Source organism: Blastococcus sp. VKM Ac-2987 (assembly GCF_026967805.1).
Classification (GTDB): Bacteria; Actinomycetota; Actinomycetes; order Mycobacteriales; family Geodermatophilaceae; genus Blastococcus.
Window position 1 is genome coordinate 437,053 of sequence record NZ_JAPVBG010000003.1, and the last position, 22,968, is coordinate 460,020.

Sequence of the window (22,968 nt, forward strand, 5' to 3'; positions counted from 1 at the left end):
CGGTTGTTGCATGGCGCGGGTCACACCATGACCGTTCGACGACCCGCAAAGGTGCGCGCCGTGCCCGATCCCGCCCCGACCGCCTGCCCGCTGGGTGGCGTGCGGTCCGGACTGCCGCAGGGCGGCAGTCGTGCGTGAGCGCGTCACGCTGCGTGACGTCGCCCACCTCGCGGCGGTCAGCGCGAAGACGGTCTCCCGGGTCGTGAACGGCGACGCCCACGTCACCCCCGGCACGCGGGCCCGGGTGCAGCAGGCGATCGCGGACCTGGGCTTCCAGCCCAACCTGGTCGCCCGCTCGCTGCGCGTGGGCCGCACCGACGTGGTCGGACTGGTCGTGGAGAGCCTCGCCGACCCGTTCTTCGCCCGGCTCACCAGCGCCGTCGAGCAGGCGGCCCACGAGCGGGGCCTGGCGGTCATGGTCTCCAGCGTCGGCAACCGCGAGCCGGAGCGGGAGCCGCTGATCGTGGAGAGCCTGCTCGTCCGCCAGGTCGCCGGCCTCATCGTCGCGCCCATGGCGCAGAGCCACGCCTACCTCGCCGGGGCGGGCCGGCGGACGCCGATCGTCTTCGTGGACCGGCTGCCGGAGGGGATCGTCAGCGACGCCGTCCTGGTCGACGACCTCGCCGCCGGGGACATGGCGACCCGCCACCTCCTCGACCACGGCCACCGCCGGGTCGCCTTCCTGGGCTCCGAGTTGCGCAACCCGACGACCCGGCTGCGGCTGGCCGGGTACCGCCGGGCGCTGGCCGCGTGCGGGCTGCCCGAGGACGAGTCGCTCGTGGCCGTGGGTGCCGGCTCGGCCCGCGAGGCCCGTGCCGCGGCCGAGCGGCTGCTCGACGGCCCGCGGCCGCCCACCGCGATCTTCTCCTCGAACATGCGCTGCTCGCTGGGTCTGGTGCCGCTGCTGCACGGCCGCGGACGCACCGACGTGGCGGTGGTCAGCTTCGACGACTTCCCGATGGCCGACTCGCTCGTCCCGGCGGTCACGGTCATCGACCACGACCCCGAGGTCATCGGCCGCGCCGCCGCCGAGCGGCTGTTCCACCGGCTCGACGACCTCGACGCCCCGGCGGAGACGGTCACGGTGCCCGTGCGGCTGGTGCCGCGCGGCTCCGGCGAGCTGCCGCCGCCGGGAGCGGGGCGCCCGCGGCGGCGGGACCAGGACGTCGTCCTGGCGCAGGACGGATCGCAGGACAGGGCGCACAACGGAGCAGGAGGGAGGGCGTCAACCATGACGTCGCCGCACGCACAGGAGGGGGCGCGATGACCTACGCACTCGAGGCTCGGGGCCTCCGGCGCGAGTTCGGGCACGTCCGTGCCCTCGACGGCGCCGACTTCGACATCGACCCCGGCGAGGTGGTCGCCCTGATCGGCGACAACGGCGCCGGGAAGAGCACCCTGGTGAAGGCGCTGTCGGGTTCGCTCGCGATCGACTCCGGCGAGCTCTACAGCGACGGGAAGCGGGTCACGATCGACACCCCCGCCGCGGCCCGTGCGCTGGGCATCGAGACCGTCTACCAGGACCTCGCGCTCGCCCCGCACCTCGACCCGGTGCAGAACATGTACCTGGGGCGGGAGGTCATGCGCTCCGGCCTGCTGGGCCGGCTGGGCTTCATGGACCACGCGGAGATGAAGGAGAAGACCCAGCGGGCGTTCGCCGACCTCGGGGCGACGGTGCGGGACTTCTCGGCACCGGTCGGCGCGATGTCCGGCGGCCAGCGGCAGCAGATCGCCGTGGCGCGCGCCGCCGCCTGGGCCAGCCGGGTCATCTTCCTCGACGAGCCCACCGCGGCCCTCGGCGTCGTGCAGACCCGCAACGTGCTGGACCTGATCCGGCGGGTGCGCGACCGCGGCATCGCCGTCGTCCTCATCAGCCACTCGATGCCGCACGTGATCGAGGTGGCCGACCGCATCCAGGTGCTGCGGCTCGGCCGCCGGGTGGCGACCTACGACGCCAAGAAGACCTCGATGGAGGAACTGGTGGGGGCCATGACCGGCGCGATCAACCAGGAGGCGGCGTGACCACCGCGACCGAGCCGGAGCAGGACGCCGTCGCCGACGAGGAGCAGCCGAAGACCGCGCTGCAGCGCCTCGTGGGTGCCCAGGCGTTCCAGATCCTGGGCGTGCTGCTGATCCTGATCGTGCTGTTCAGCCTCGCCGAGCCCGCCGCGTTCCTGTCGGTGAACAACTTCCGCAACGTCGTCGTCAACGTCTCGATCCTGGCGATCATCGGCGTCGGGATGACGTTCATCATCATCACCGGGGGCATCGACCTCTCCGTCGGCAGCGTGCTCGTCTTCAGCGGCGTGGTCGCGGCCAAGCTCATGGAGGCCCTCGGTGGCCAGGGCGTCGGCGTGTCGATCCTCGGTGCCCTGGCCGCCTGCGCCTCGGGCACGTTGTGGGGTCTGTTCAACGGCGTGGTCATCGCCCGCCTCAAGGTGCCGCCGCTGATCGTCACCCTCGGGACGCTCGGCATGGCGCTGGGCGCCGCCCAGATCCTCACCGGCGGCATCGACCTGCGCGGCGCCCCCACCGTGCTGACCGACACGGTGGGCTTCGGCCGGCTGTTCGGCCAGATCCCGTACCTGTCGCTCATCGCGCTGCTGGTCGTGGTGATCGGCGCGGTGATCCTGCACCGCACCCGGTTCGGCCGGTACACCTACGCCGTCGGGTCCAACGACGAGGCCGCGCGACGGGTCGGCGTGAAGGCTGATCGGCACCTGATCCTGGTGTACACGCTGGCCGGTTTCTGCGCCGGGCTGGCCGGCATCCTGAACCTCGCGTTCTTCTCGTCGACCACGATCGCCGGGCAGTCGAACACCGCGCTCAACGTGATCGCCGGTGTCGTCATCGGCGGCACGAGCCTCTTCGGCGGGATCGGCACGATCGCCGGCACGGTGATCGGCCTCTTCATCCCCGCCGTCCTGCAGAACGGCTTCGTGATCATGGGCGTCCAGTCCTTCTGGCAGCAGGTCGTCGTCGGTGCGTTCCTCATCGCCGCGGTGTACGTCGACCAGGTCCGCCGCGCCGCGGCGAGCCGCGGGGCGAGCACCCGCCGCTCTCTGCTCTCCCGGTTCTCCCGCCCATCAGGGGCACGTCGAAAGGAAGCACAGTGAACAGAACCACCACTGCCAGGATCGCCGCCATCTCGGCGCTCGCCCTCGGCCTCGCCGCCTGTGGCGGTGACGACGCCGGTGAGGGCGGCTCCGCCGCGGGCGGAGGGGGCTCGGAGGCCTACGAGATCGCCTTCGTCCAGGGCGTCGCCGGCGACGAGTTCTACATCACCATGGAATGCGGCATCCAGGAGGCGGCCGAGGAGCTCGGCGTCGAGGTCACCACCCAGGGTCCGCAGGACTTCGACCCCGCGCTGCAGACCCCGATCGTCGACAGCGTCGTGGCCAGCGCACCGGACGGGCTGCTCATCGCCCCGACCGACATCAGCGCGATGTACCGCCCGATCAAGGCAGCGGCGGACGCCGGGATCACCGTCGGCCTGGTCGACACCACCCTGGAGGACCCGTCCATGGCGGTCACCCAGGTCGCCTCGGACAACGAGGGCGGTGGCGCCGCGGCGTTCGAGGCGATCCAGGCGGCCAACCCGGACGGGGGCGAGGTGCTCGTCGTCGGCCACGAGCCCGGGATCAGCACCAACGAGGCGCGGATCAAGGGCTTCCTCGACGCTCTGGCCGAGGACCCGAAGTTCACCGCCCTGCCCACGCAGTACGCGGCCAACCAGGTCGCCGAGGGCGCCCGCATCGTCACCTCGACGCTGCAGTCGAACCCGGACCTGGTCGGCATCTTCGGCACGAACCTGTTCGCCGCCGAAGGTGCGGCCACCGGCCTCCGTCAGGCCGGCGCCGAGGAGCAGGTGACCGTCGTCGGGTTCGACGCCGGCCCCGCCCAGGTGGAGGCGCTGGAGAACGGCACCGTGCAGGCCCTCGTCGCCCAGCAGCCGGCCGAGATCGGCCGGCAGGGCCTCGAGCAGGTCATCGCGGAGCTGAACGGCGAGGAGCCCGAGGCCGAGATCCAGACCGGGTTCACCATCCTCACGCAGGAGAACCTGGCCGACAACGAGGACGCGCTGTACCGCTCCGACTGCTGATCCCTCAGCGACGCACGGCGCCCCGTCCCTCTCCCGAGGGGCGGGGCGTCGCGCGTCCGTCCCCGGGTTCAGCCGGCGACGTCGTCGCCGGTGGTCTCCGGGACGTCGAGGTGGACGACGAGGTCGGCGCGCGACCGGGACGCCTCGACGGTGCGGCCGTTGCGCCCGTCGACGGTGCGGACCCAGTCCTCGGCCGCCTGCGGCTCGTGGCCGTAGGACCGCCGCCGGCGGAGCAGGCGGCGCTCGCGCACCTCCGGCGGGACGTCGAGGTACCAGACCTCGTCCAGGCACGGGCGCACCGCCGACCAGCCGTGCTCGTCGAGGAGCAGGTAGTTCCCCTCGGTGAGCACCAGCTGGGTGTCCGGTGTGACCGGGACGGCGCTGCCGATCGGCTCCTCGAGGGCGCGGTCGAACACCGGGGCGAGGACCGGGACGGCGGGCGGCGTGCGCAACCGGCGGAGCAGGGCGACGTAACCGTCGACGTCGAAGGTGTCCGGCGCGCCCTTTCGGTCGCTGCGGCCCAGGCGCGCCAGCTCCACGTTGGCGTAGTGGAACCCGTCCATCCCGACGAGGGCCGCCCGCGCACCGAGCGAGCCGAGCAGCGCCGCGCACAGGGTCGACTTGCCCGCGCCCGGTGCGCCGGTGATGCCGAGGATGCGCCGGCTGCCGGGGACCGCCAGGGTCGCGGCCCGGTCGACCAGCTGCTGCAGCGTCGCGCGGACGACCGGCGGGGGGCCCGCGACGGGCGGAGCCTGCTCGTGCACCGTCCACGCCCTCTCGGTCCGGCTGCCGGCGGGCGGCGCGGGGTGGCCGCACCCGGGCCACGGAGCAGGGTAGGGACGGGCCGGCGTCGCCGTCAACGCGGACGGTGGACCACCATGTCACCGGTGACATGGCGGCCGCGGTGTGGTTGCATCGACCCGCGGACCGGCGCAGGCGCGGCGGTGCACGACCGAGACGGCACCTGCTGAGGAGATGCGCTTCCATGACCGACTTCACCGGCCGCACCGTGCTGGTCACCGGGGCCTCCGGCGGCATCGGCGGCGCCACCGTCCGCCGGCTCGTGGCCGCCGGCGCCGACGTCATCGCCAGCGGCCGGTCGGTCGAGACGCTGGAGAAGCTCTCCGCCGAGACCGGCGCCCGCCCGCTGGCCTTCGACCTCACGTCGGAGGACAGCGTCCGCACGGCGCTCGAGGGGCTGGACCTCTGGGGCGTGGTCAACTGCGGCGGCTTCGGGGGCGAGATCGCCACCCCGATGGAGACCGACATCTCCGTCTTCGACCAGGTCATCAGCATCAACGCGCGCGGCTCGCTGCTCGTCACGAAGTACGCCTCGGCCTCGATGATCCGCCTGGGCAGGGGCGGTGCGATCGTCAACGTCTCCAGCCAGGCCGGCCTGGTGGCGCTGCCCGGCCACATCTCCTACGGCTCGTCGAAGGCGGCGCTGGACAACATCACCCGCGTCTCGGCGCTCGAGCTGGGCCGGTACGGCATCCGGGTGAACAGCGTGAACCCGACCGTGGTCATGACCGAGATGTCGGCCTGGTACTGGGGGCGGCCCGACATCGAGGGGCCGTTCCTGGACCAGATGCCGCTGGGGCGGTGGGCGACCGAGGACGAGATCGCCGCGCCGATCGTCTTCCTGCTGAGCGACGACGCCTCGATGATCTCCGGGGTGTCGCTGCCCGTCGACGGCGGCTACACCGCCCGCTGAGCCGTGGCTGCCAGGCCGGCCCGGCCGGGGGCCGTCGCGCGATGACGACGATGCGGGACGTCGCCGCACGCGCCGGGGTCAGCGCCAAGACCGTCTCCCGGGTCTTCAACGACGACCCGCACGTGCTGCCGGAGACCAGGGCCCGGGTGGGCGATGCGCTGCGCGAGCTGGGCTACGTCCCGAACTCGGTGGCCCGGACCTTCCGCACCGGGCGCCCCCCGGCGCTGGGCGTGGCGGTCCCCGACCTGGCCGACCCCTTCTTCGCCGTCCTGGCCAAGGCGGTGGAGGACGTCGCCGTGCGTGCCGATCTGGCCGTCGTCGTCAGCAGCACCGGGTACGACGCACGGCGCGAGGCGGGGGCGCTCGAGTCGCTGCTGCGCCGGTCGCTGAGCGGGCTGGTCGTCGCGCCGACGTCCTCGGACCAGGCCCACCTCGGCACCTGGGCGACCCGGCTCCCGATCGTCTTCGTCGACCGGCCGCCCCGGGGACTGACCGCCGACGCCTTCACCGGCGACGACCACGAGGGTGGCCGCCTGGCGACCGCGCACCTCGTCGCGCACGGCCACCGGGACATCGCCTTCGTGGGGGACGACCCCGCCATGACCACCACCGGGGAGCGCCTCGCCGGGCACCGGTCCGCGCTGGCCGACGCCGGGCTGCCGCCCAGGGACGAGCTCGTCGCGTTCGGCGCCGACGACCGGGAGAGCGCCCGGCGGGTGGTAGCCCGGCTCCGGTCGGCGGCGTCGCCACCGACGGCGCTGGTCAGCGGCGACGCCCGGACGACGATGGCGCTCGTCCCCGTGCTGGCCGGCAGCAGCTGGGCCGTCGTCGGCTTCGGCGACTTCCCGATGGCGCACATGCTGTCGCCGGCGCTGACCGTCGTCGACCAGGACCCGGCCACCCTGGGACGGCTGGCCGCCGAGCGGGTGGTCGAGCGGCTCGGCGCACCCGACCGGCGGTTCCGCCGGCGCACGATCGTCCCGGTCCGGCTCGTCGAACGCCGGTCGTGCTGGTCGCCGGCGGACGCGTCGACGCTGTTCCCGTCCTCGTCCCCGGAGTCGGGGACCGGCGTCTGGGGCGCCGGCTCCGCCGCACCGGCGGGGGGCGGCACCCGTTCCCCGACATCCCTCCGTCGCTCGTAGAGGAGCCCCTTCCGTGACCGCCATCCCGCTGAGCGAGACGACCCTGCCCGCGTTGCCCGAGGCGGTGCGGCGGCCCGGCTACGACCGCGCCGCGGCCGGCAGCGGCGTCGTCCACCTGGGCGTCGGTGGCTTCCACCGGTCGCACCAGGCGGCCTACTTCGACCGGCTGCTGGCCCTCGGGCACGCGGGGTGGGGGATCACCGGGATCGGGGTGCTCGCCGCCGACCGCCCGCTGCACGAGGCCCTGCGCGCCCAGGACGGGCTCTACACGCTGGTGCTGAAGGCGTCGGACGGGTCGATCGAGCCGTCCGTGGTCGGTTCGCTGGTCGCGCTCCTGCTGCTGGACGACGACCCCGAGGCGGTGCTGGCGGCGATGGCCGCGCCGGCGACCCGGATGGTCACCATGACCATCACCGAGGGGGGCTACAGCACCGACAAGTCGACCGGGCGCTTCCGGCTGGACGATGCGCTCGCCGCCGATCTCACCGGCCCGCACCCGCGCACCGCGTTCGGCCTGCTCACCGAGGCGCTGCGCCGGCGGCGCGCGGCCGGGACGCCGCCGTTCACCGTGGTCTCCTGCGACAACGTGGAGAGCAACGGCGACCTGGCGCGCCAGACGCTGGTGGAGTTCGCCCGGCTGCAGGAGGAGCGGACCGGCGACGGGCTGGCCGACTGGATCGCCGCCTCCGTCGCCTTCCCGAACTCGATGGTCGACCGGATCACCCCCGCCACCACCGACGAGGACCGCCGGCGGCTGACGGCCGAGACGGGCATGGCCGACCGGTGGCCGGTGGTGGCCGAGCCGTACCTGCAGTGGGTGCTGGAGGACCGGTTCAGCGACGCGCGACCGCCGCTGGACGAGGCCGGCGTCCAGCTGGTGGCGGACGTGCGCCCCTACGAGCTGATGAAGCTGCGGCTGCTCAACGCCAGCCACCAGGTGATGTCCTACCTGGGCTACCTGGCCGGGCACCGCCGGGTCGACGAGGTGATGGCCGACCCGCTCTTCGCCGAGCTGGTCGAGCGGTACATGCGGCTGGAGGCCACGCCGACCCTCCCGCCGGTGCCGGACACCGATCTCGCGGAGTACCGGCGCACCCTGCTCGCGCGCTTCGCCAATCCCGCGGTCAGCGACACGCTGGCCCGGAACTGCGCGGAGGGGTCGGAGCGGATCGCCACCTTCGTGCTCCCGGTGATCCGCGAGCAGCTCGCCTCCGGCGGCCCGTTCGAGCTGTCGGTGCTGGCCGTGGCGGCCTGGGCCCGGTACGCCGCCGGGACCGACGAGGACGGCGACCCGATCGCCGTGGTGGACGCCCGCTCGGACCGGCTGGCGCCGCTGCTGCGGCACCGGGACCCGCTGGCCGTCCTGACCGTGGGGGAGGTGTTCGGCGACCTCGCCGGGGACGACCGGTTCCGCCGCGCCTACTCGCAGGCGGCGGCGCTGCTGGACCGGTTCGGGGCCCGGACGGCGACGGCACGCACCCTCGGCAAGTGACCGCGCCCCGACGACGGGTGGAGGAGCGCGGTCAGGCCGCCACGGTGAAGCCGCAGACGCCGCAGACCTCGAGCTGCCGGCGATTCCAGCGGGCGACCGGCACGAAGAACAGCGAGAACTGCTTGTACTGCCGGACCCGCGCCCACCGCGTGGTGTTGGAGCAGTTCGGGCAGGTCCGGGTGTCCCCGGGGCCGAGGTGCTTCTGCCTGGTGCCGAACCCGAAGAGGAAGAACACTCCGTCAGCGTAGGGAGCCGGCCGGCACGCCGCTCGGGCGACCGCGTGCCCGTGGCCCGGGGGGCAGGGCCCGACCGCCGTCCTGCGCCGGCGGGGGCCGGGTGCGAGTGCGGGGACGGGGGCGCGGGATGCTGACCGAGCCGGACCGCCGCCCGCGGTGCGGCCCCATCGAGGCGTTGGAGGACCCGTGACGACGGAGGAGCTCGCCGGTGCGCCGGACCGGACCCTGGCGGACGCCACCCGGATCACCGATCTGCTCATCGACGTGCAGACCCGGGTGAACGGGCAGATCGAGGCCGCCCTGGCCGCGCTGCTGCCGGAGGTGCGGCAACGGCTGGGCGTCGCGAGCGCGCCCGCCACGGACCTCGCCGGGCTGGTGGACGCGCGGATCACCGGCCTCAGCGTCGTGGTCACCCCGGCCGCCGTCGCCTCCGTCGTCCCGCTGTCCGAGGCGTCGGTCGCCACGACCCGGGCCGCGCGCCGGTCCGCGACCGCCGTCCTCGACGGCACCGACGACCGGGTGGTCGTGATCGCCGGCCCGTGCTCGATCCACGACCCGGCGGCCGCCGTCGAGTACGCCGGCTTCCTCGCCCGCATGCGGGAGCGGCACGGCGCGGACCTCGAGATCCTCATGCGCACCTACACCGAGAAGCCGCGGACCGAGGTGGACTGGAAGGGGTTCGCGTACGACCCGTACCTGGACGGCTCCAGCCGGATCAGCGTCGGGTTGGTGGCCACCCGCATGCTGATGTCCCGGATCACCGAGCTCGGCGTGCCGGTCGCCGCGGAGCCGCTCAACGCGCTCACGCCCCAGTACGTCGACGGGCTGGTCACCTACAACGGCGTGGGCGCCCGGAACGTCACCGACCAGACCGCGCGGGAGCGGGTGTCGGGCTTCTCGTCCGTCGTCGGGTTCAAGAACTCCCCCGAGGGGAGCATCGACGCCGCGATCCAGGCGATCATGGCCGCCCGCGCGCCGCACCAGTTCCTCGGTGTCGACGCGCACGGCGTGAGCGCCCAGCTGTCGACGACGGGCAACGCCACCGGGCACGTCATCCTGCGCGGGGACAAGTCCGGCCCCAACTACTCCGCGGCGCACATCGCCGTGACGACGCAGAAGCTGGCCGCCCGCGGGCTGCCCGAGGTGGTCGTGGTCGACGCCTCCCACGGCAACAGCCAGAAGGACCACCGGCGTCAGCCCGGGGTCGTGCGCGACCTCGCCGCGCAGATCGCCGGGGGCGAGCGAGCCATCCGCGGCGTGATGGTGGAGAGCAACCTCGTCGCCGGTCGGCAGGACCTCGACCAGCGCCACCCCGAGCGGCTGGCCTACGGCTGCAGCGTCACCGACGCGTGCGTCGACCTCGACACCACGGAGGAGATGCTGGCCGAGCTCGCGGCGGCGGTGCGGGCGCGGCGGGAGCTCGCCGGGCGCAGCTGACCGGATCGGAGCCGCGACGGCTCAGGCGTCGTAGTCGACGGTCACGGCGTCGGAGAGCGGCAGCGCCTGGCAGGTGAGGACGTAGCCGGCCGCCACCTCCGCGGCCTCCAGCGCGTAGTTGCGGCGCATCTCCACCTCGCCGTCGGTCACCCGCGCCCGGCAGGTGCCGCAGACGCCGCCCTTGCAGGCGAACGGCAGGTCGCCGCGGACCCGCTGCGCGGAGTCCAGCACCGGCACGTCGCGGGGGAGGGCCAGCGTGGTGGTCCGCCCGTCGAGGACGACGGTCACCTGCGAGCTGGGACCCTCGACGGTCTCCTCGTCACCGCGGACCGGCTCCGGCGGGACGTCGTCGACGTAGAAGAGCTCCTGGTGCACGCGCTCGCGGGGCACGCCGAGCTCGGCCAGCAGCGCGCGGGCGTCGCCGACCATCCCGTGCGGCCCGCACAGCCACCAGTGGTCCACGTGCGGCGCGTCGACCAGGTTGTCCACGAGCGTGCGGAGACGGGGGCCGTCGAGCCGGCCGCTGGTCAGCTCGGCGTCGCGGGGCTCGCGGGAGAGGACGTGCACCAGCTGCAGGCGGGTGCCGTAGCGGTCCTTCAGGTCGGCCAGCTCGTCGGCGAACATCACCGTGTTCGTCCGCCGGTTGCCGTAGAAGACGGTCACCGTCGACTCGTCGTCGCCCAGGACGGTGCCGGCCAGTGACAGCGCCGGGGTGATCCCCGAGCCGGCGACGACGAAGACGTGGTCGCCGGGGACGGAGAGGTCGGCGGTGAAGGTGCCCGACGGCGGCAGCACCTCGATCGTGTCGCCGGGCCGCACCTGGTGGACGAGGTAGGCGGAGAAGAACCCGCCGGGCACCTCGCGCACCCCGACGCGGGGCGCGGCGCCCACCGGCGCGCAGATGGAGTAGGAGCGGCGCTCGTCGCGGTCGCCGTCCACCCGCCGCAGGGTGAGGGCCTGCCCGGGCCGGAAGCGGTAGTCCTCGGCCAGGTGGTCGGGCACGTCGAAGGTGACGGCGACGGCGTCGTCGGTCAGCCGCTCCACCTGCGCCACGGTCAGCGGGTGGAACCGCGGCCGGCGGCGCGCGGGCGCCGCGGTCTCTGCGCTGGACACGGCTCAGATCTCCTTGACGTGCTCGAACGGCTCGCCGCAGGCGCGGCAGCGGCGGAGGGCCTTGCAGGCGGTGGCGCTGAACTCGCTCTGCTCGACGGTGTCGGGGGATCCGCACAGCGGGCACGAGGCGGTGCGCCGCGTCGGGCCCAGCGAGAGCGGCACCGGCCCGGTCGTGCGCTCCGGGGCGGGCCCGGGTGGGGCGATGCCGCCGGCGGCGAGCTTGCGGCGGCCCTCGGCGCTGATCCAGTCGGTGCTCCAGGCGGGGGCCAGGACGGTGCGGACGTCGACGTCCGGGAAGCCCGCCCGGTGGAGCGCGTGCACGAGGTCGGCCCGCATCACCCCCATGGCGGGGCAGCCGCTGTAGGTGGGCGTGATCTCCACGACCACGGTGCCGTCGTCCTCGGTGCGGACGTCGCGGAGGACGCCGAGGTCGGCGAGGGTGACCATGGGCAGCTCGGGGTCGGTGACGGACTCCGCCACGCCGCGCGGGTCGGCCGTGCTCGTCGGCGTCGTCACCACGTCGCCGCCGGGTGCTCGCGGGCGAGTCCCTGGAGCTCGGCGAGCAGCACCGCCAGCTCCGCCCCGTGCAGCCCGAGCCGGCCGCGCGGCGGGGCGTCCGCCGGCCAGGCCGGCACGCGCAGCGTCGCCCGGTCGAGGACCTGGGTGAGCACGCCGACGACCTCCTCGCGGGTGCCGGCCGGGTCGGCCGCGACGCCGGCCCCGACGAGCCGCTGCTCGACGTCGGTCGCGGTGAAGGCGTCGGCCAGCAGCGGCCAGACCGCGTCGGCACCGGCCTGCGCCCGGCGGTGTGACTCCGGCGTGCCGTCGCCCAGGCGCAGCACCCAGCGGGCGGCGTGGTCGCGGTGGTAGGTGAGCTCGGCGACGCCCTTGGCGGCGATGGCGGCGAGCACCGGGTCGCGCGAGTCCCGCAGCCGGGCGAAGACGGCGAGCCGGGTCGTCGCGGCGGCGAGCAGCCGGACCATCGTCTGCCCGAAGTCGCCGTTCGGGGCGGCGACGAGGCCGGTGCACCGGAACTCGTCGGCATCGCGGAAGTACGCCAGCGCGTCCTCGTCGGGGATCGACGCGGTCGCCGTGTCCCGGGAGCGGCCGAGGACGCCGACCGAGCCCGCGCGGGCGAGCAGCAGCCGGGCCTGGCCGAGCAGGTCCAGGGCGATGTTGGCGACCGCCACCTCCTCCTCGAGCTCGGGGGCCGCGGTGACCCACTGCGTGAGCCGCTGGGCGAGCACGAGGGCGTCGTCGCCGAGCATCAGGCAGTAGGCGCCCAGGTCGGCCGGGTCGATGCCGTCGGGCACGGTGGTGTCCACCCCGGCCAGCGGCTCGTCGAACCCGGTGCCGAACGCCCACTGGCCCTCGCCGCCGTGCGCGGAGTCGAGCGCCTCGTAGACCGTCTCCTCGTGCCCCATGCCAGCCTTCCGTCGTCTCACATGTGGGGGACGTTCTCGGGGATCTCGTAGAACGTCGGGTGCCGGTAGACCTTGTCGCCGCTGGGGGCGAACATCGGGTCCTTCTCGTCGGGGCTGGAGGCGGTGATGTCGGCGGCCCGCACCACCCAGATGCTCACGCCCTCGTTGCGCCGGGTGTAGAGGTCGCGGGCGGCGTGCACCGCCATCTCGTCGTCGGGCGCGTGCAGCGAACCCACGTGCACGTGGTTGAGGCCGCGCTTCCCCCGGACGAACACCTCGTAGAGCGGCCAGTCCCGCCGGCTGACGGCCGGCTGGTCCTCCACGGGTACCTGCGGCCCGGTCGGGACGGCGCCGTGCCCGCCCTCCGCGGTGACGTCGCTCACGACTCGTGCTTCCGGGCGTACGCGGTCGCGGCCTCGGTCACCCAGGCGTTGTCGTCGCGGGCGGCCCGCCGCCGGGCGATCCGCTCGTCGTTGCACGGCCCGTGGCCGGCCAGCACCTGCTTGAACTCCGACCAGTCGATGGCGCCGAACCGGTAGCGGCCGGTCTCCGGGTCCGGGGCCAGCTCCTGGTCGGGCAGGGTCACGCCGAGCACCGCCGCCTGGGGAACGGTCATGTCGACGAAGCGCTGACGCAGCTCGTCGTTGCTGTGCCGCTTGATGCCCCAGGCCATCGACTGCGCCGAGTTCGGGCTGTCGTCGTCCGGCGGGCCGAACATCATCAGCGACGGCCACCACCACCGGTCGACGGCGTCCTGCACCATCGCCCGCTGCGCGTCGGTGCCGCGCATCATCGTCATCAGCAGCTCGTAGCCCTGCCGCTGGTGGAAGGACTCCTCCTTGCAGACCCGGATCATCGCCCGGGCGTAGGGGCCGTAGGAGGAGCGGCACAGCGGCACCTGGTTGCAGATCGCGGCGCCGTCGACCAGCCAGCCGATGACGCCGACGTCGGCGTAGGTCGGCGTGGGGTAGTTGAAGATCGAGCTGTACTTCTGCCGGCGCTCGATCAGCTTGTCGGTCAGGTCGGCCCGGTCCGCGCCGAGGGTCTCCGCGGCCGAGTACAGGTACAGGCCGTGACCGGCCTCGTCCTGCACCTTGGCCAGCAGGATGGCCTTGCGCCGCATGCTCGGCGCCGCCAGCAGCCAGTCGCCCTCCGGCTGCATCCCGATGATCTCCGAGTGCGCGTGCTGGGCGATCTGGCGGACCAGCGTCCTCCGGTAGCCCTCGGGCATCCAGTCGCGCGGCTCGATGCGCCGGTCGGCGGCGATCGTGGCGTCGAACTGCCGCTGCAGGGCGGCCTCGTCGGGGCGCTCGGCCGCGGGTCGGTCCAGCGTGGGCGCGGACATCGGATCTCCTCGAGCTGTTTACTGACCGTCCGGTCAGGAATAGTGTGACCCAGACCACCGGCGAGCACAAGCGCCGGCCGGTGGGCGGAGCGGCCCGAGCGACGAGGACGGCACGGATGACGACGACCCGACCACGACGGCTCGGCCACGCCCCGGAGCCCGCGAGCCTCGACCCGGCCGAGCGCATGGGGCGCGACGAGCTCCGCGCCCTGCAACTGGAGCGGCTGCGGTGGACGCTGCGCCACGCCTACGACAACGTCCCGCACTACCGGCGGGCGTTCGACGACGCCGGCGTGCACCCCGACGACTGCCGAGACCTCGCCGACCTCGCCCGGTTCCCGACCACCAGCAAGGCGGACCTGCGCGACAACTACCCGTTCGGCATGTTCGCCGTCCCGCAGGATCGGGTCCGCCGCGTGCACGCCTCGTCCGGGACCACCGGCCGGCCCACCGTCGTCGGCTACACCGAGCGCGACCTCGACACCTGGGCCACCGTGATGGCCCGCTCGATCCGCGCCGCCGGCGGGCGTCCCGGCGACAAGCTGCACAACGCCTACGGCTACGGCCTCTTCACGGGGGGCCTCGGCGCCCACGACGGGGCGGAGCGGCTCGGCTGCACCGTCATCCCGGTCTCCGGCGGGATGACGCCGCGGCAGGTCCAGCTGATCCAGGACTTCGAGCCCCGGGTGATCATGGTGACGCCGTCCTACATGCTCACCGTCATCGACGAGTTCGAGCAGCAGGGCCTCGATCCCCGGTCGTCGTCCCTGGAGATCGGCATCTTCGGCGCGGAGCCCTGGACCGAGCAGATGCGCCGGGAGATGGAGGAGCGCCTCGACATCGACGCCGTCGACATCTACGGGCTCTCCGAGGTGATGGGCCCCGGCGTCGCGCAGGAGTGCGGGGAGACCAAGGACGGCCTGCACGTATGGGAGGACCACTTCTACCCGGAGGTCATCGACCCGTCCACCGAGGAGGTGCTGCCCGAGGGGGAGCAGGGGGAGCTGGTGTTCACGTCGCTGACCAAGGAGGCCATGCCGGTCGTCCGCTACCGCACCCGCGACCTGACCCGCCTGCTGCCCGGCACCTCCCGGCCGGGCATGCGGCGCATCGAGAAGATCACCGGGCGCACCGACGACATGATCATCCTGCGCGGGGTGAACCTGTTCCCGACGCAGATCGAGGAGATCGTGCTGCGCACGCCGGGCCTCTCCCCGCACTTCGCCCTCGAGCTGACGACCCGCGGCCGCCTGGACCACCTGACGGTGCGGATCGAGGCGCGGCCCGACTGCCCCGCCGAGCGGCGGGACCCGGCCGCCGCCGAGGTGGCCCGGGGCGTGAAGGACACCGTCGGGACGACCGTGGACGTGCTCGTGGTGGACCCCGACACGCTGCCGCGCTCGGTGGGCAAGCTGCAGCGGCTGACCGACAACCGGGGGAGGGGGTGACCGGCGTCCGGGTGCGCCGCGGGCGGCCGGGCCACTCGCTGGAGTCGCTGCTCGACGTCGCCGTCGCGACCTTCAACGAGCGCGGCTACGACGCGACGAGCATGGACGAGCTGGCCGCGCGGCTCGGTGTCACCAAGTCGGCCATCTACCACCACGTCCCCGGCAAGGTCTGGCTGCTGCGCCTGGCCCTGGACCGCGCGCTGGACGCGCTGTTCGCCGTCACCGAGGAGCCGGGGGCCACGCGGGGCCGGGCCATCGACCGGCTCGAGCACGTCGTCCGCGGCTCGGTGCGGGTCCTCGTCGCCGAGCTGCCGTCGGTCACCCTGCTGTTGCGGGTCCGGGGCAACTCGGAGGTCGAGCGCGCGGCGCTCGAGCGGCGGCGGGCGTTCGACCGGATCGTCACCGACCTGGTCCGCTCGGCCGGGAACGAGGGGGACGTGCGGCCCGACGTCGACCCCGCGGTCACCAGCCGGCTGCTGTTCGGCGCCGTCAACTCCATCGCCGAGTGGTACCGCCCCGACGGCGGTCTCTCCGCCGACGACCTCGCCGACGCGCTAATCGCCACGAGCTTCGAGGGGCTGCGGACGCGCCCCTGAGCGGCGCCGCTCTCAGGCCGGGGCGGTCGGGGCGGCGGGCACCTGCCGGCTGTGGCCGCGCATCTCCGCCAGCAGCGCGCCGTCGGCATCCCGGGTGACGGCGACGTCGTAGATGCCGCCCCGCCCGACGACGACGCGCTCGACGGCCGTCGCCCGGAGGGCGTCGCCGGGGGAGGCCGGTGCGAGGTACTCGATGCTGCAGGAGCGCCCCACCGCCGGGTACCCGTGCGAGTTGCAGGCCAGCGCGAAGGCGATGTCGGCGAGGGCGAACAGCGCGGCCCCGTGCGCGCTGCCGGCCCCGTTGAGCATCTCGGGGCGGACCGTGAGGTGCGCGGTCACCGCACCGGGGGCCACCGAGCTGACGGTGACGCCGAGCGCCCGGGCGACCGCGTCGCCGGCGAGGTAGCGGCGGACCGCGTCCTCCGCGACGCGCTGCGGGGACGGGCCGGTCATCGGGGCCGTCCCGACCCCGGCCGGTCACCCCACGCCGGGGGGCGTGAGCTCGGCCAGGTCGTGATCACGGGCCGAGCCTCCCACGCGGCCCGCCGGCCGGCGCGGCGTCGGCGGACCGCCGGCCGTGGGAGCGCCGGTGCGCCGGCGCCGGGTCAGGCCGCGGGGACCAGCGCCGCCCAGACGTGCTTGCGGGCGCCGACGACGGCCCACCCGAACGCCGTGGACATCCGGGCGATGAGGTGCAGCCCGAGGCCGCCGAAGGCGGGGTCCCGATCGACGGCCGGGACCGGCAGCCGGTCGGGCCGGGCGTCGCTGACGTCGACCAGCCAGCCGCCGTCGCAGCCGACGACCCGCACCTGCACCGCGACCCCGCTGTGCCGCAGGCCGTTGGAGGCCAGCTCCTCGAAGGCCAGCAGCAGCCGGTCGACGTCGTCGGCGTCGGCGCCGACCGGCAGCGCGCCCGCGACGAGGTCGCGCCGGAGGTCGTTCCGCGCACCCGTCAGCTCGGCGGGACGGCTGATCGTCCACGACCACGTGCCGGTGCTGGCGGTGACGCGAGGCAGCGGTCGGTGCGCCCAGGCGGCGGGCCGGTCGGTGCTCATCGCTCCCCACGGGTGCTCGGCGGGGCCTGCGTCCGGTACGACGAGCGGCCGGGTGGCCGGGGAGGTGCTGCGAGCCCGCGGGTTCCCACGGTAGCGGCGGGGCCGGGATCAGGCATCGTGGCCGGCCCGGATCGCGATCAGCGCGACGTCGTCGTCGGCGCCGGCGGGGGGCAGCAGTTGTGTCACCAGGCGGTCGCACAGCTCCTCGAGGTCCTCGTCGGCGGACCGGGTGAGCAGGTCGACCAGCCGGGACAGCCCCTCGTCGAGGTCGCGGGAGCCGAGCTCGCTGCCGCCGTGCTCGATCAGCCCGTCGGTGTAGAGCACCAGCGTGCTGCCCGGCGGGAGCGCCGTCCGGTGCACCGCGCGCGGCCGGTCGGGGTGGACGCCCAGCGGGAGCCCGACCGGGTCGGTGAGCACGTCGACGTGCCCGTCGGGGTGCAGCAGCAGCGGGGGCGGGTGGCCGGCCGAGGACCACAGGATCTCCCGGCCGTGCCCTCCGCCCGTCGCGGAGCGGACCTGCGCCACGAGGGCCGTGGCGAACACGTGGTGGCCGAGGGAGTCGCAGGCGGCGTCCACGGCGGTCAGGACACCGGCGGCGGTCGCCGTCCCGTGGTGGCCGGCCATCCGGAGCATCGTGCGGAGCTCGCCCATGGTCGCCGCGGCGTCGATGTCGTGCCCGGCGACGTCGCCGATCACCACGCTGATGCCGCCGCTGGCGTCGAGGAAGGCGTCGTACCAGTCGCCGCCGACCAGCTGTACGTCCCCGGCCGGGTGGTAGCGGGAGGCCAGCTGCAGCCGGTCGGGCTGCGGCAGCTGCGGAGGCAGCAGGGCCCGCTGCATGGTCTCCGAGAGCGTCCGCTCCCACGCGCGGCCCAGGGCGTTCTCCACCACCAGCGCCGCCCGGTCGGCGACGGCGGTCACCAGCTCGCGGTCGGTGGCCGAGTACGGCGGCGAGCCGGTCGTCCGGGCGACGGTCAGCACCGCGACGACCTCGCGGCGGCTGGTCAGGGGCACGACCAGCGCGCTGCAGACCGAGAGCCGGCGGGCCGCCGCCAGCTGTTCGGGCGTCAGGCCCGGGGCGCCGGGGAGGTCGAGCAGCTCGACCTCCCCGGTGACGGCGACGTGGCCGGGCCCGGCGCTCTCCCCGGCGCGCCGGCCGGCAGCGGTGATCCAGTCCCACAGGACGGGCAGGTCCGCGGGCTCGCGGTGGCGCGCCGCGACCGGCGTGAGGCTGCGGTCGCGCTCCACGGTGCACACGTAGGCGAAGTCGCCCAGCGCGGGGACGGCGAGGGTGGCGATCGACTCCCAGACGTCGGCGAGGTCGGAGCCCGCGGTCAGCAGGTCCGCGATCCGGGCGAGGAGCGCGGCGCGCTCGGCCTCGGCCCGCGCCGCCGCCGTCGCCCGCTCGGCCTGCGTGGTGGCCACGCGCAGGGCCACCTCCCGGGTGGCGATGGCCGCGAGGTCCTCCAGGAGCGCGACGTCGTCACGGCTCCACTCGTGCACGTCGGTGTCCACGACGCAGAAGCTGCCGAGCACCTGGCCGTCGGGGGTGTGCACCGGGAAGCCGGCCCACGCCCGTACCCCCATGCCGTCGATCGAGGGGTTGTCGCGGGTCCGGTCGTCCTCGGTCACGTCCGGCAGCACCAGCCGGTCCCCGCCGAGGACGTACTGGCAGAACGACTCGTCGACGGTGTTCTGCACCGGGCCGTCCTCGGGCAGCCCCTGGCGGCTGAGCCAGTACGAGCGCTCGCCGTCGACGACGGTGAGGAAGGCCAGGGGCGCGCCGGTCAGCCGCCGTGCCAGCGCGGTCAGCCGGTCGAACGAGGCGCCGGCGTCCGCGTCGAGCAGGTCGGTGGCGCGCACCGCTGTCAGCCGTGCTGGGTCCCCGGCGCGTTGCCGGCCGCTCACGAGGCCGACGCCGAGACGGCTGCCACGGGATTCGGTTGCACGTCATCCTTCTAGCAGACGGCGGGCACCGGCCTCCCGGCGGTGCCCGGTCGGGTGATCCGGGTCGCGGTGCCCGAGCGGGTGACACGGGTAGCGGTGCCCGGCCTCCGTCGGCAGAGACTGAGCCGTTCACGACGCTGCCACCGCGACGCCAGGAGTCCCCGTGCCCGACCGCCCCGAGCTGCTGCTGGTCGTCAACCGGTCCGCGGGGACGGCCGGGGACGACGCGGTCGAGGCCGCGCTGGCGGAGCTGCGCACCGGCGCCGACGTCGCCGTCGCGGCGACCGCCGGGGCCGCGGAGCTCGACGAGGCGCTCCGCGCGCACGCCGACCGCCGGGTGGTCGTGCTCGGCGGGGACGGCTCGGTGCACGCCGTGGTGGCCGCCCTCGACCGGGCGGGACGGCTGACCCCGGCAGAGCCGGTCGGCATCATCGCCCGCGGCACCGGCAACGACCTCGCCCGCGCCCTCGGGCTGCCGCTGGACCCGGTCGACGGCGCCGCCGCGGTGCTGGCCGGGGTGCCCCGCTCCCTTGACCTGGTCCGCGACGACGCCGGCGGCATCGTCGTCAACGCGGTCCACGCCGGCGTCGGTGCCGAGGCCGCGGCCGAGGCCGTGCGCCTGAAGGGCCGGCTCGGCGCGGCCGCTTACCCCCTCGGCGCCGCGATCGCCGGGATGACCGGCACCGGCTGGGAGCTGTGCGTGGAGATCGACGGCCGGGTCGCCACCGCCGAGGCGGAGGGCTGGGCGGCCGACGGCACGACCGGGCTCCTCATGGTCGGCGTCTGCAACGGCCCGACGATCGGCGGCGGCACCCCGCTGGCCCCGGACGCCCGGCCCGACGACGGCTGGCTCGACGTCGTCGTCAGCTCCGCGACGGGCCCGGTCGCCCGGGTCGCCTTCGGGGCCGCGCTGACCGGAGGCCGGCACGGGGAGCGCGCCGACGTCCTGGTCACCCGGGCCCGCGAGGTGCGCCTCTCGGGCAGCGCTGTCGCGATCGACGCCGACGGCGAGCTCGGCGAGGTGGCCGTCGCCCGGACGTGGCGGGTGCAGCCCGCCGGCTGGTCGGTGCAGGCACCTGGACAGCCGAGCTCCCCGGGTGCCCGTACCGACCGGTAGGCGGTGCGACCTGCGGCCAGGGGATAGGTTCGACGGGGATCCGGGACGTCGGCGCAGGGGAGTGCACGTGGGCAGGTCGGTGCTGGTGACCGGCGGCAACCGGGGGATCGGGCTGGCCATCGCCCACTCCTTCGCCGAGCAGGGCGACTCGGTCGCGGTGACCCACCGCGGCAGCGGCGCCCCCGACGGTCTCTTCGGGGTGCGGTGCGACGTCACCAGCACCGAGGACGTCGACCGCGCGTTCGGCGAGGTCGAGGCGCACCAGGGGCCGGTGGAGGTGCTGATCAGCAACGCCGGCATCACCCGCGACGGCCTCCTGATGCGGATGAAGGACGAGGACTTCACCGACGTCCTCGACGCGAACCTGACCGCCGCCTACCGGGTGGCCAAGCGGGCCACCGCGAAGATGGTGCGGGCCCGTTCGGGCCGGATGGTCTTCGTCTCCTCGGTCGTGGGGCTGCTGGGCTCGGCCGGGCAGGCGAACTACGCGGCGAGCAAGGCCGGTCTGGTCGGCCTGGCCCGCTCGATCGCCCGCGAGCTCGGCAGCCGCGGCATCACGGCCAACGTGGTGGCGCCCGGGTTCGTGACCACCGACATGACCGCCGAGCTGCCGGAGGCCCGGCAGAAGGAGATCCTGGGGCAGGTGCCGCTGGGGCGGTACGCCGACGCCGACGAGATCGCCGGCGTCGTGCGCTTCCTGGCCTCCGACGCGGCGGGCTACATCACCGGGGCGGTCGTCCCGGTCGACGGCGGACTGGGGATGGGGCACTGATGAGCGGCATTCTCGAGGGCAAGAAGGTCCTGATCACCGGCGTCCTCACCGAGGCGTCGATCGCGTACGCGACCGCCCGGCTGGCCCAGGAGCAGGGCGCCACCGTCGTCCTCTCCAACTTCGGCCGTGCCCTGTCGCTGTGCACGCGGATCGCCAAGCGGCTGCCGCAGGAGGCCGCGGTGGTCGAGCTCGACGTCACGGACGCCGAGCACCTGGCCACGCTCGCCGACCGGCTGCGGGAGCAGGGCGTCGACCGCCTCGACGGCGTCGTCCACTCCATCGGTTTCGCGCCGCAGGAGGCGATGGGGGAGGGCTTCCCCGAGGTCGCCTGGGAGCACGCCGCGACGGCGTTCCAGGTGTCGGCGTGGTCCTACGCCGCACTCGCCCAGGCCTGCCGGCCGCTGCTGACCAACCCCTCCTCCGTCGTCGGGCTCACCTTCGACGCCTCGGTCGCGTGGCCCGTCTACGGCTGGATGGGCGCGGCCAAGGCGGCGCTGGAGTCCACCTCGCGGTACGTGGCGCGCGAGCTCGGGCCCGAGGGCGTGCGGTCCAACATCGTCGCCGCCGGCCCGCTGCGCAGCATGGCCATGAAGTCCATCCCCGGCAGCAAGCAGTTCGAGGAGGCCTGGGAGGGCCGCGCCCCGCTCGGCTGGTCGGTCACCGACACCGAGCCCGCCGGCAAGGCCGTCGTCGCCCTGCTGTCGGACTGGTTCCCCGCCACCACCGGCGAGATCGTCCACGTCGACGGGGGATTCCACGCCGTCGGCGTGTGACACCCCTTCGAGCTCCGCCGTCGGCGGGGGAGTGCATCCGCCGACGCCCCGCAACCGGAAAGAACCCACGTGCCCCGCGCAATCGTCGACATCACCCCTGCCGGTCAGCGACCCGACGAGGACCCCTCGCTCGCCGTCCGCAACAACGGCGGCGTCGCGCCGTCGGCCGAGCCCGCCCCGCCCGGCCGGCGGGAGGCGCTGCTGCTCCTGTCGTTCGGCGGCCCGGAGGGCCACGACGACGTCATGCCCTTCCTCGAGAACGTCACCCGCGGCCGCGGGATCCCGCGCGAGCGGCTCGAGGAGGTCGCCGAGCACTACCACCACTTCGACGGCGTGAGCCCGATCAACGACCAGAACAAGGCGCTGATCGCCGCGCTCGAGGCCGAGCTCCGCTCGGTCGGGATCGACCTGCCGGTCTACTGGGGCAACCGCAACTGGGCGCCCTACGTCGAGGACGTCTGGCGGCAGATGGCCGACGACGGCATCCAGCACGCCTACGTCCTGGCGACGTCGGCCTACGCCTCCTTCTCCGGCTGCCGGCAGTACCACGAGGACATCGCCCGTGCCCGGGCCGGGATGACCGGGGACGCCGCCGCGCCCGGCGGTCCGACCGCGGAGAAGCTGCCGCACTACTTCGACGCCGACGGCTTCGTGCGGGCCAACGCCGATGCGCTGGCCGCGGCGCTGGCCGAGCTGCCCGAGGACGTGCGCGACACCGCCCGCCTGGTCGCGACGGCGCACAGCATCCCCGACACGATGGCCGCCGTCGCCGGGCCCGAGGGGCACGCGTACGAGGCGGAGCTGGTGGCCGCCGCCCGGCAGGTGGTCGACCGCGCTGCCCCGGGGCGCCCCGTCGACCTGGTGTGGCAGAGCCGCAGCGGCCCGCCGTCGGTGCCGTGGCTGGAGCCCGACGTCAACGACCACCTGAAGGCGCTCGCGCAGGCGGGGGAGAAGGCCGTCGTCCTGTTCCCGGTGGGCTTCGTCAGCGACCACCTCGAGGTGATCTGGGACCTCGACAACGAGGCGAAGGAGACCGCCGAGGAGGTCGGTCTCGCGTTCGCCCGGGCCGCCACCGCCGGCACCCACCCGGCGTTCGTGACCGCGCTGCGCGAGCTGCTCGAGGAGCGCCGCGCCGGGGGCGAGCCCCGGCTGGGCACCAACTGCCCCGCGTCCTGCTGTTTCGTCCCGCCGCGCCCGAGCCGGCCGGCGAGCAGCTAACCCGCTTGCGGGGTGTTCCTCGCGCTTCCCGGGTGCT

General features: G+C 74.6%; 24 protein-coding genes. 14 read left to right on the forward strand and 10 right to left on the reverse strand.

From position 1 onward, the window contains the following. The first annotated feature begins 130 nt into the window (after positions 1–130). From O2W17_RS17330 to O2W17_RS17345, 4 genes are read left to right on the forward strand one after another with little or no spacing between them, the layout of a single operon-like run. The gene (locus O2W17_RS17330; protein ID WP_269193690.1) at positions 131–1,267 is read left to right on the forward strand and encodes a LacI family DNA-binding transcriptional regulator; all 1,137 of its coding nucleotides are present in this window, start codon (positions 131–133) and stop codon (positions 1,265–1,267) included. Then, a complete protein-coding gene (locus tag O2W17_RS17335) occupies positions 1,264–2,022 on the forward strand; it encodes an ATP-binding cassette domain-containing protein (RefSeq protein WP_269193691.1) in 759 nt (252 codons plus the stop codon). The genes O2W17_RS17330 and O2W17_RS17335 overlap by 4 nt, the downstream gene beginning before the upstream one ends. Continuing rightward, positions 2,019–3,116 carry an ABC transporter permease gene (locus O2W17_RS17340; RefSeq protein WP_269193692.1) on the forward strand — a complete coding sequence of 366 codons (1,098 nt, stop codon included), beginning with the start codon at positions 2,019–2,021 and terminating at the stop codon, positions 3,114–3,116. Before O2W17_RS17335 ends, O2W17_RS17340 begins: the two co-directional genes overlap by 4 nt. Beyond that, positions 3,113–4,102 (forward strand): ABC transporter substrate-binding protein, encoded by a 990-nt coding sequence (locus O2W17_RS17345; protein WP_269193693.1) that lies wholly within the window; start codon positions 3,113–3,115, stop codon positions 4,100–4,102. Before O2W17_RS17340 ends, O2W17_RS17345 begins: the two co-directional genes overlap by 4 nt. Positions 4,103–4,170: 68 nt before the next feature. Here O2W17_RS17345 and O2W17_RS17350 read toward each other — a convergent pair whose 3' ends face one another. Beyond that, positions 4,171–4,866, reverse strand: coding sequence for a nucleoside/nucleotide kinase family protein (locus O2W17_RS17350; RefSeq protein ID WP_269193694.1), 696 nt, complete (start codon positions 4,864–4,866; stop codon positions 4,171–4,173). A gap of 221 nt (positions 4,867–5,087) precedes the next feature. Here O2W17_RS17350 and O2W17_RS17355 point away from each other — a divergent pair, with 221 nt between their 5' ends. From O2W17_RS17355 to O2W17_RS17365, 3 genes are read left to right on the forward strand one after another with little or no spacing between them, the layout of a single operon-like run. Continuing rightward, positions 5,088–5,816: an SDR family oxidoreductase gene (locus tag O2W17_RS17355; RefSeq protein ID WP_269193695.1), complete on the forward strand. Its 729-nt coding sequence runs from the start codon at positions 5,088–5,090 to the stop codon at positions 5,814–5,816. A gap of 41 nt (positions 5,817–5,857) precedes the next feature. Continuing rightward, positions 5,858–6,958, forward strand: coding sequence for a LacI family DNA-binding transcriptional regulator (locus O2W17_RS17360; protein WP_269193696.1), 1,101 nt, complete (start codon positions 5,858–5,860; stop codon positions 6,956–6,958). A 13-nt stretch (positions 6,959–6,971) separates the two neighbouring features. Then, positions 6,972–8,450: a mannitol dehydrogenase family protein gene (locus O2W17_RS17365; protein WP_269193697.1), complete on the forward strand. Its 1,479-nt coding sequence runs from the start codon at positions 6,972–6,974 to the stop codon at positions 8,448–8,450. Between the two features lie 31 nt (positions 8,451–8,481). Here O2W17_RS17365 and O2W17_RS17370 read toward each other — a convergent pair whose 3' ends face one another. Next, the gene (locus tag O2W17_RS17370) at positions 8,482–8,685 is read right to left on the reverse strand and encodes a zinc-ribbon domain-containing protein (protein WP_269193698.1); all 204 of its coding nucleotides are present in this window, start codon (positions 8,683–8,685) and stop codon (positions 8,482–8,484) included. A 187-nt stretch (positions 8,686–8,872) separates the two neighbouring features. Between O2W17_RS17370 and O2W17_RS17375 the strand changes: the two genes are divergently transcribed. Next, the gene (locus O2W17_RS17375) at positions 8,873–10,123 is read left to right on the forward strand and encodes a 3-deoxy-7-phosphoheptulonate synthase (RefSeq protein ID WP_269193699.1); all 1,251 of its coding nucleotides are present in this window, start codon (positions 8,873–8,875) and stop codon (positions 10,121–10,123) included. 21 nt (positions 10,124–10,144) lie between these two features. On the opposite strand, the gene paaE is transcribed toward O2W17_RS17375, so the two are convergent. The 5 genes from paaE to paaA are packed head-to-tail and all read right to left on the reverse strand — an operon-like array spanning position 10,145 to position 14,005. Next, the gene (paaE, locus tag O2W17_RS17380; RefSeq protein ID WP_269193700.1) at positions 10,145–11,236 is read right to left on the reverse strand and encodes a 1,2-phenylacetyl-CoA epoxidase subunit PaaE; all 1,092 of its coding nucleotides are present in this window, start codon (positions 11,234–11,236) and stop codon (positions 10,145–10,147) included. 3 nt (positions 11,237–11,239) lie between these two features. Continuing rightward, entirely contained in the window at positions 11,240–11,752 is a 513-nt protein-coding gene (gene paaD / locus O2W17_RS17385; RefSeq protein ID WP_269193701.1) for a 1,2-phenylacetyl-CoA epoxidase subunit PaaD, read from the reverse strand. After that, positions 11,749–12,660, reverse strand: a complete 912-nt coding sequence (paaC, locus tag O2W17_RS17390; RefSeq protein WP_269193702.1) for a 1,2-phenylacetyl-CoA epoxidase subunit PaaC — start codon at positions 12,658–12,660, stop codon at positions 11,749–11,751. Before paaC ends, paaD begins: the two co-directional genes overlap by 4 nt. A gap of 17 nt (positions 12,661–12,677) precedes the next feature. Then, on the reverse strand, positions 12,678–13,043 hold the full coding sequence (gene paaB, locus O2W17_RS17395; protein WP_442864583.1) for a 1,2-phenylacetyl-CoA epoxidase subunit PaaB: 366 nt from the start codon (positions 13,041–13,043) through the stop codon (positions 12,678–12,680). Further along, positions 13,040–14,005, reverse strand: coding sequence for a 1,2-phenylacetyl-CoA epoxidase subunit PaaA (gene paaA / locus O2W17_RS17400; RefSeq protein WP_269193703.1), 966 nt, complete (start codon positions 14,003–14,005; stop codon positions 13,040–13,042). The genes paaB and paaA overlap by 4 nt, the downstream gene beginning before the upstream one ends. Positions 14,006–14,121: 116 nt before the next feature. Here paaA and paaK point away from each other — a divergent pair, with 116 nt between their 5' ends. Together paaK and O2W17_RS17410 are read left to right on the forward strand one after the other, a co-directional pair. Continuing rightward, positions 14,122–15,453 carry a phenylacetate--CoA ligase PaaK gene (gene paaK / locus O2W17_RS17405; RefSeq protein ID WP_269193704.1) on the forward strand — a complete coding sequence of 444 codons (1,332 nt, stop codon included), beginning with the start codon at positions 14,122–14,124 and terminating at the stop codon, positions 15,451–15,453. Further along, complete coding sequence (locus O2W17_RS17410) at positions 15,450–16,049, forward strand: TetR/AcrR family transcriptional regulator (protein WP_269193705.1); 600 nt, start codon at positions 15,450–15,452, stop codon at positions 16,047–16,049. The genes paaK and O2W17_RS17410 overlap by 4 nt, the downstream gene beginning before the upstream one ends. Positions 16,050–16,061: 12 nt before the next feature. Here O2W17_RS17410 and paaI read toward each other — a convergent pair whose 3' ends face one another. The 3 genes from paaI to O2W17_RS17425 all read right to left on the reverse strand — a co-directional run bounded on the left by paaI (position 16,062) and on the right by O2W17_RS17425 (position 18,967). Next, a complete protein-coding gene (gene paaI, locus O2W17_RS17415) occupies positions 16,062–16,502 on the reverse strand; it encodes a hydroxyphenylacetyl-CoA thioesterase PaaI (RefSeq protein ID WP_269193706.1) in 441 nt (146 codons plus the stop codon). Positions 16,503–16,654: 152 nt separating this feature from the next. Next, complete coding sequence (locus tag O2W17_RS17420; RefSeq protein WP_269193707.1) at positions 16,655–17,104, reverse strand: ATP-binding protein; 450 nt, start codon at positions 17,102–17,104, stop codon at positions 16,655–16,657. A 108-nt stretch (positions 17,105–17,212) separates the two neighbouring features. After that, positions 17,213–18,967 (reverse strand): SpoIIE family protein phosphatase, encoded by a 1,755-nt coding sequence (locus tag O2W17_RS17425; protein WP_269193708.1) that lies wholly within the window; start codon positions 18,965–18,967, stop codon positions 17,213–17,215. 247 nt (positions 18,968–19,214) lie between these two features. Between O2W17_RS17425 and O2W17_RS17430 the strand changes: the two genes are divergently transcribed. The 4 genes from O2W17_RS17430 (at position 19,215) to O2W17_RS17445 (ending at position 22,931) form a co-directional block, all read left to right on the forward strand. Next, positions 19,215–20,168, forward strand: coding sequence for a diacylglycerol/lipid kinase family protein (locus O2W17_RS17430; RefSeq protein WP_269193709.1), 954 nt, complete (start codon positions 19,215–19,217; stop codon positions 20,166–20,168). 67 nt (positions 20,169–20,235) lie between these two features. Then, the gene (fabG, locus tag O2W17_RS17435) at positions 20,236–20,940 is read left to right on the forward strand and encodes a beta-ketoacyl-ACP reductase (protein ID WP_269193710.1); all 705 of its coding nucleotides are present in this window, start codon (positions 20,236–20,238) and stop codon (positions 20,938–20,940) included. Further along, positions 20,940–21,713: an enoyl-ACP reductase FabI gene (gene fabI / locus O2W17_RS17440; protein ID WP_269193711.1), complete on the forward strand. Its 774-nt coding sequence runs from the start codon at positions 20,940–20,942 to the stop codon at positions 21,711–21,713. Before fabG ends, fabI begins: the two co-directional genes overlap by 1 nt. A 69-nt stretch (positions 21,714–21,782) precedes the next feature. Next, positions 21,783–22,931: a ferrochelatase gene (locus tag O2W17_RS17445; RefSeq protein WP_269193712.1), complete on the forward strand. Its 1,149-nt coding sequence runs from the start codon at positions 21,783–21,785 to the stop codon at positions 22,929–22,931. Positions 22,932–22,968: the final 37 nt, after the last annotated feature.

Bases quoted from the DNA above. Each gene is read 5' to 3' on its own strand.
- O2W17_RS17335 (WP_269193691.1), top strand. From the start codon at position 1,264: ATGACCTACGCACTCGAGGCTCGGGGCCTCCGGCGCGAGTTCGGGCAC.
- O2W17_RS17355 (WP_269193695.1), top strand. From the start codon at position 5,088: ATGACCGACTTCACCGGCCGCACCGTGCTGGTCACCGGGGCCTCCGGC.
- O2W17_RS17360 (WP_269193696.1), top strand. From the start codon at position 5,858: ATGACGACGATGCGGGACGTCGCCGCACGCGCCGGGGTCAGCGCCAAG.
- paaC (WP_269193702.1), bottom strand. From the start codon at position 12,660: ATGGGGCACGAGGAGACGGTCTACGAGGCGCTCGACTCCGCGCACGGC.
- paaA (WP_269193703.1), bottom strand. From the start codon at position 14,005: ATGTCCGCGCCCACGCTGGACCGACCCGCGGCCGAGCGCCCCGACGAG.
- paaK (WP_269193704.1), top strand. From the start codon at position 14,122: ATGACGACGACCCGACCACGACGGCTCGGCCACGCCCCGGAGCCCGCG.
- paaI (WP_269193706.1), bottom strand. From the start codon at position 16,502: ATGACCGGCCCGTCCCCGCAGCGCGTCGCGGAGGACGCGGTCCGCCGC.
- O2W17_RS17420 (WP_269193707.1), bottom strand. From the start codon at position 17,104: ATGAGCACCGACCGGCCCGCCGCCTGGGCGCACCGACCGCTGCCTCGC.
- fabI (WP_269193711.1), top strand. From the start codon at position 20,940: ATGAGCGGCATTCTCGAGGGCAAGAAGGTCCTGATCACCGGCGTCCTC.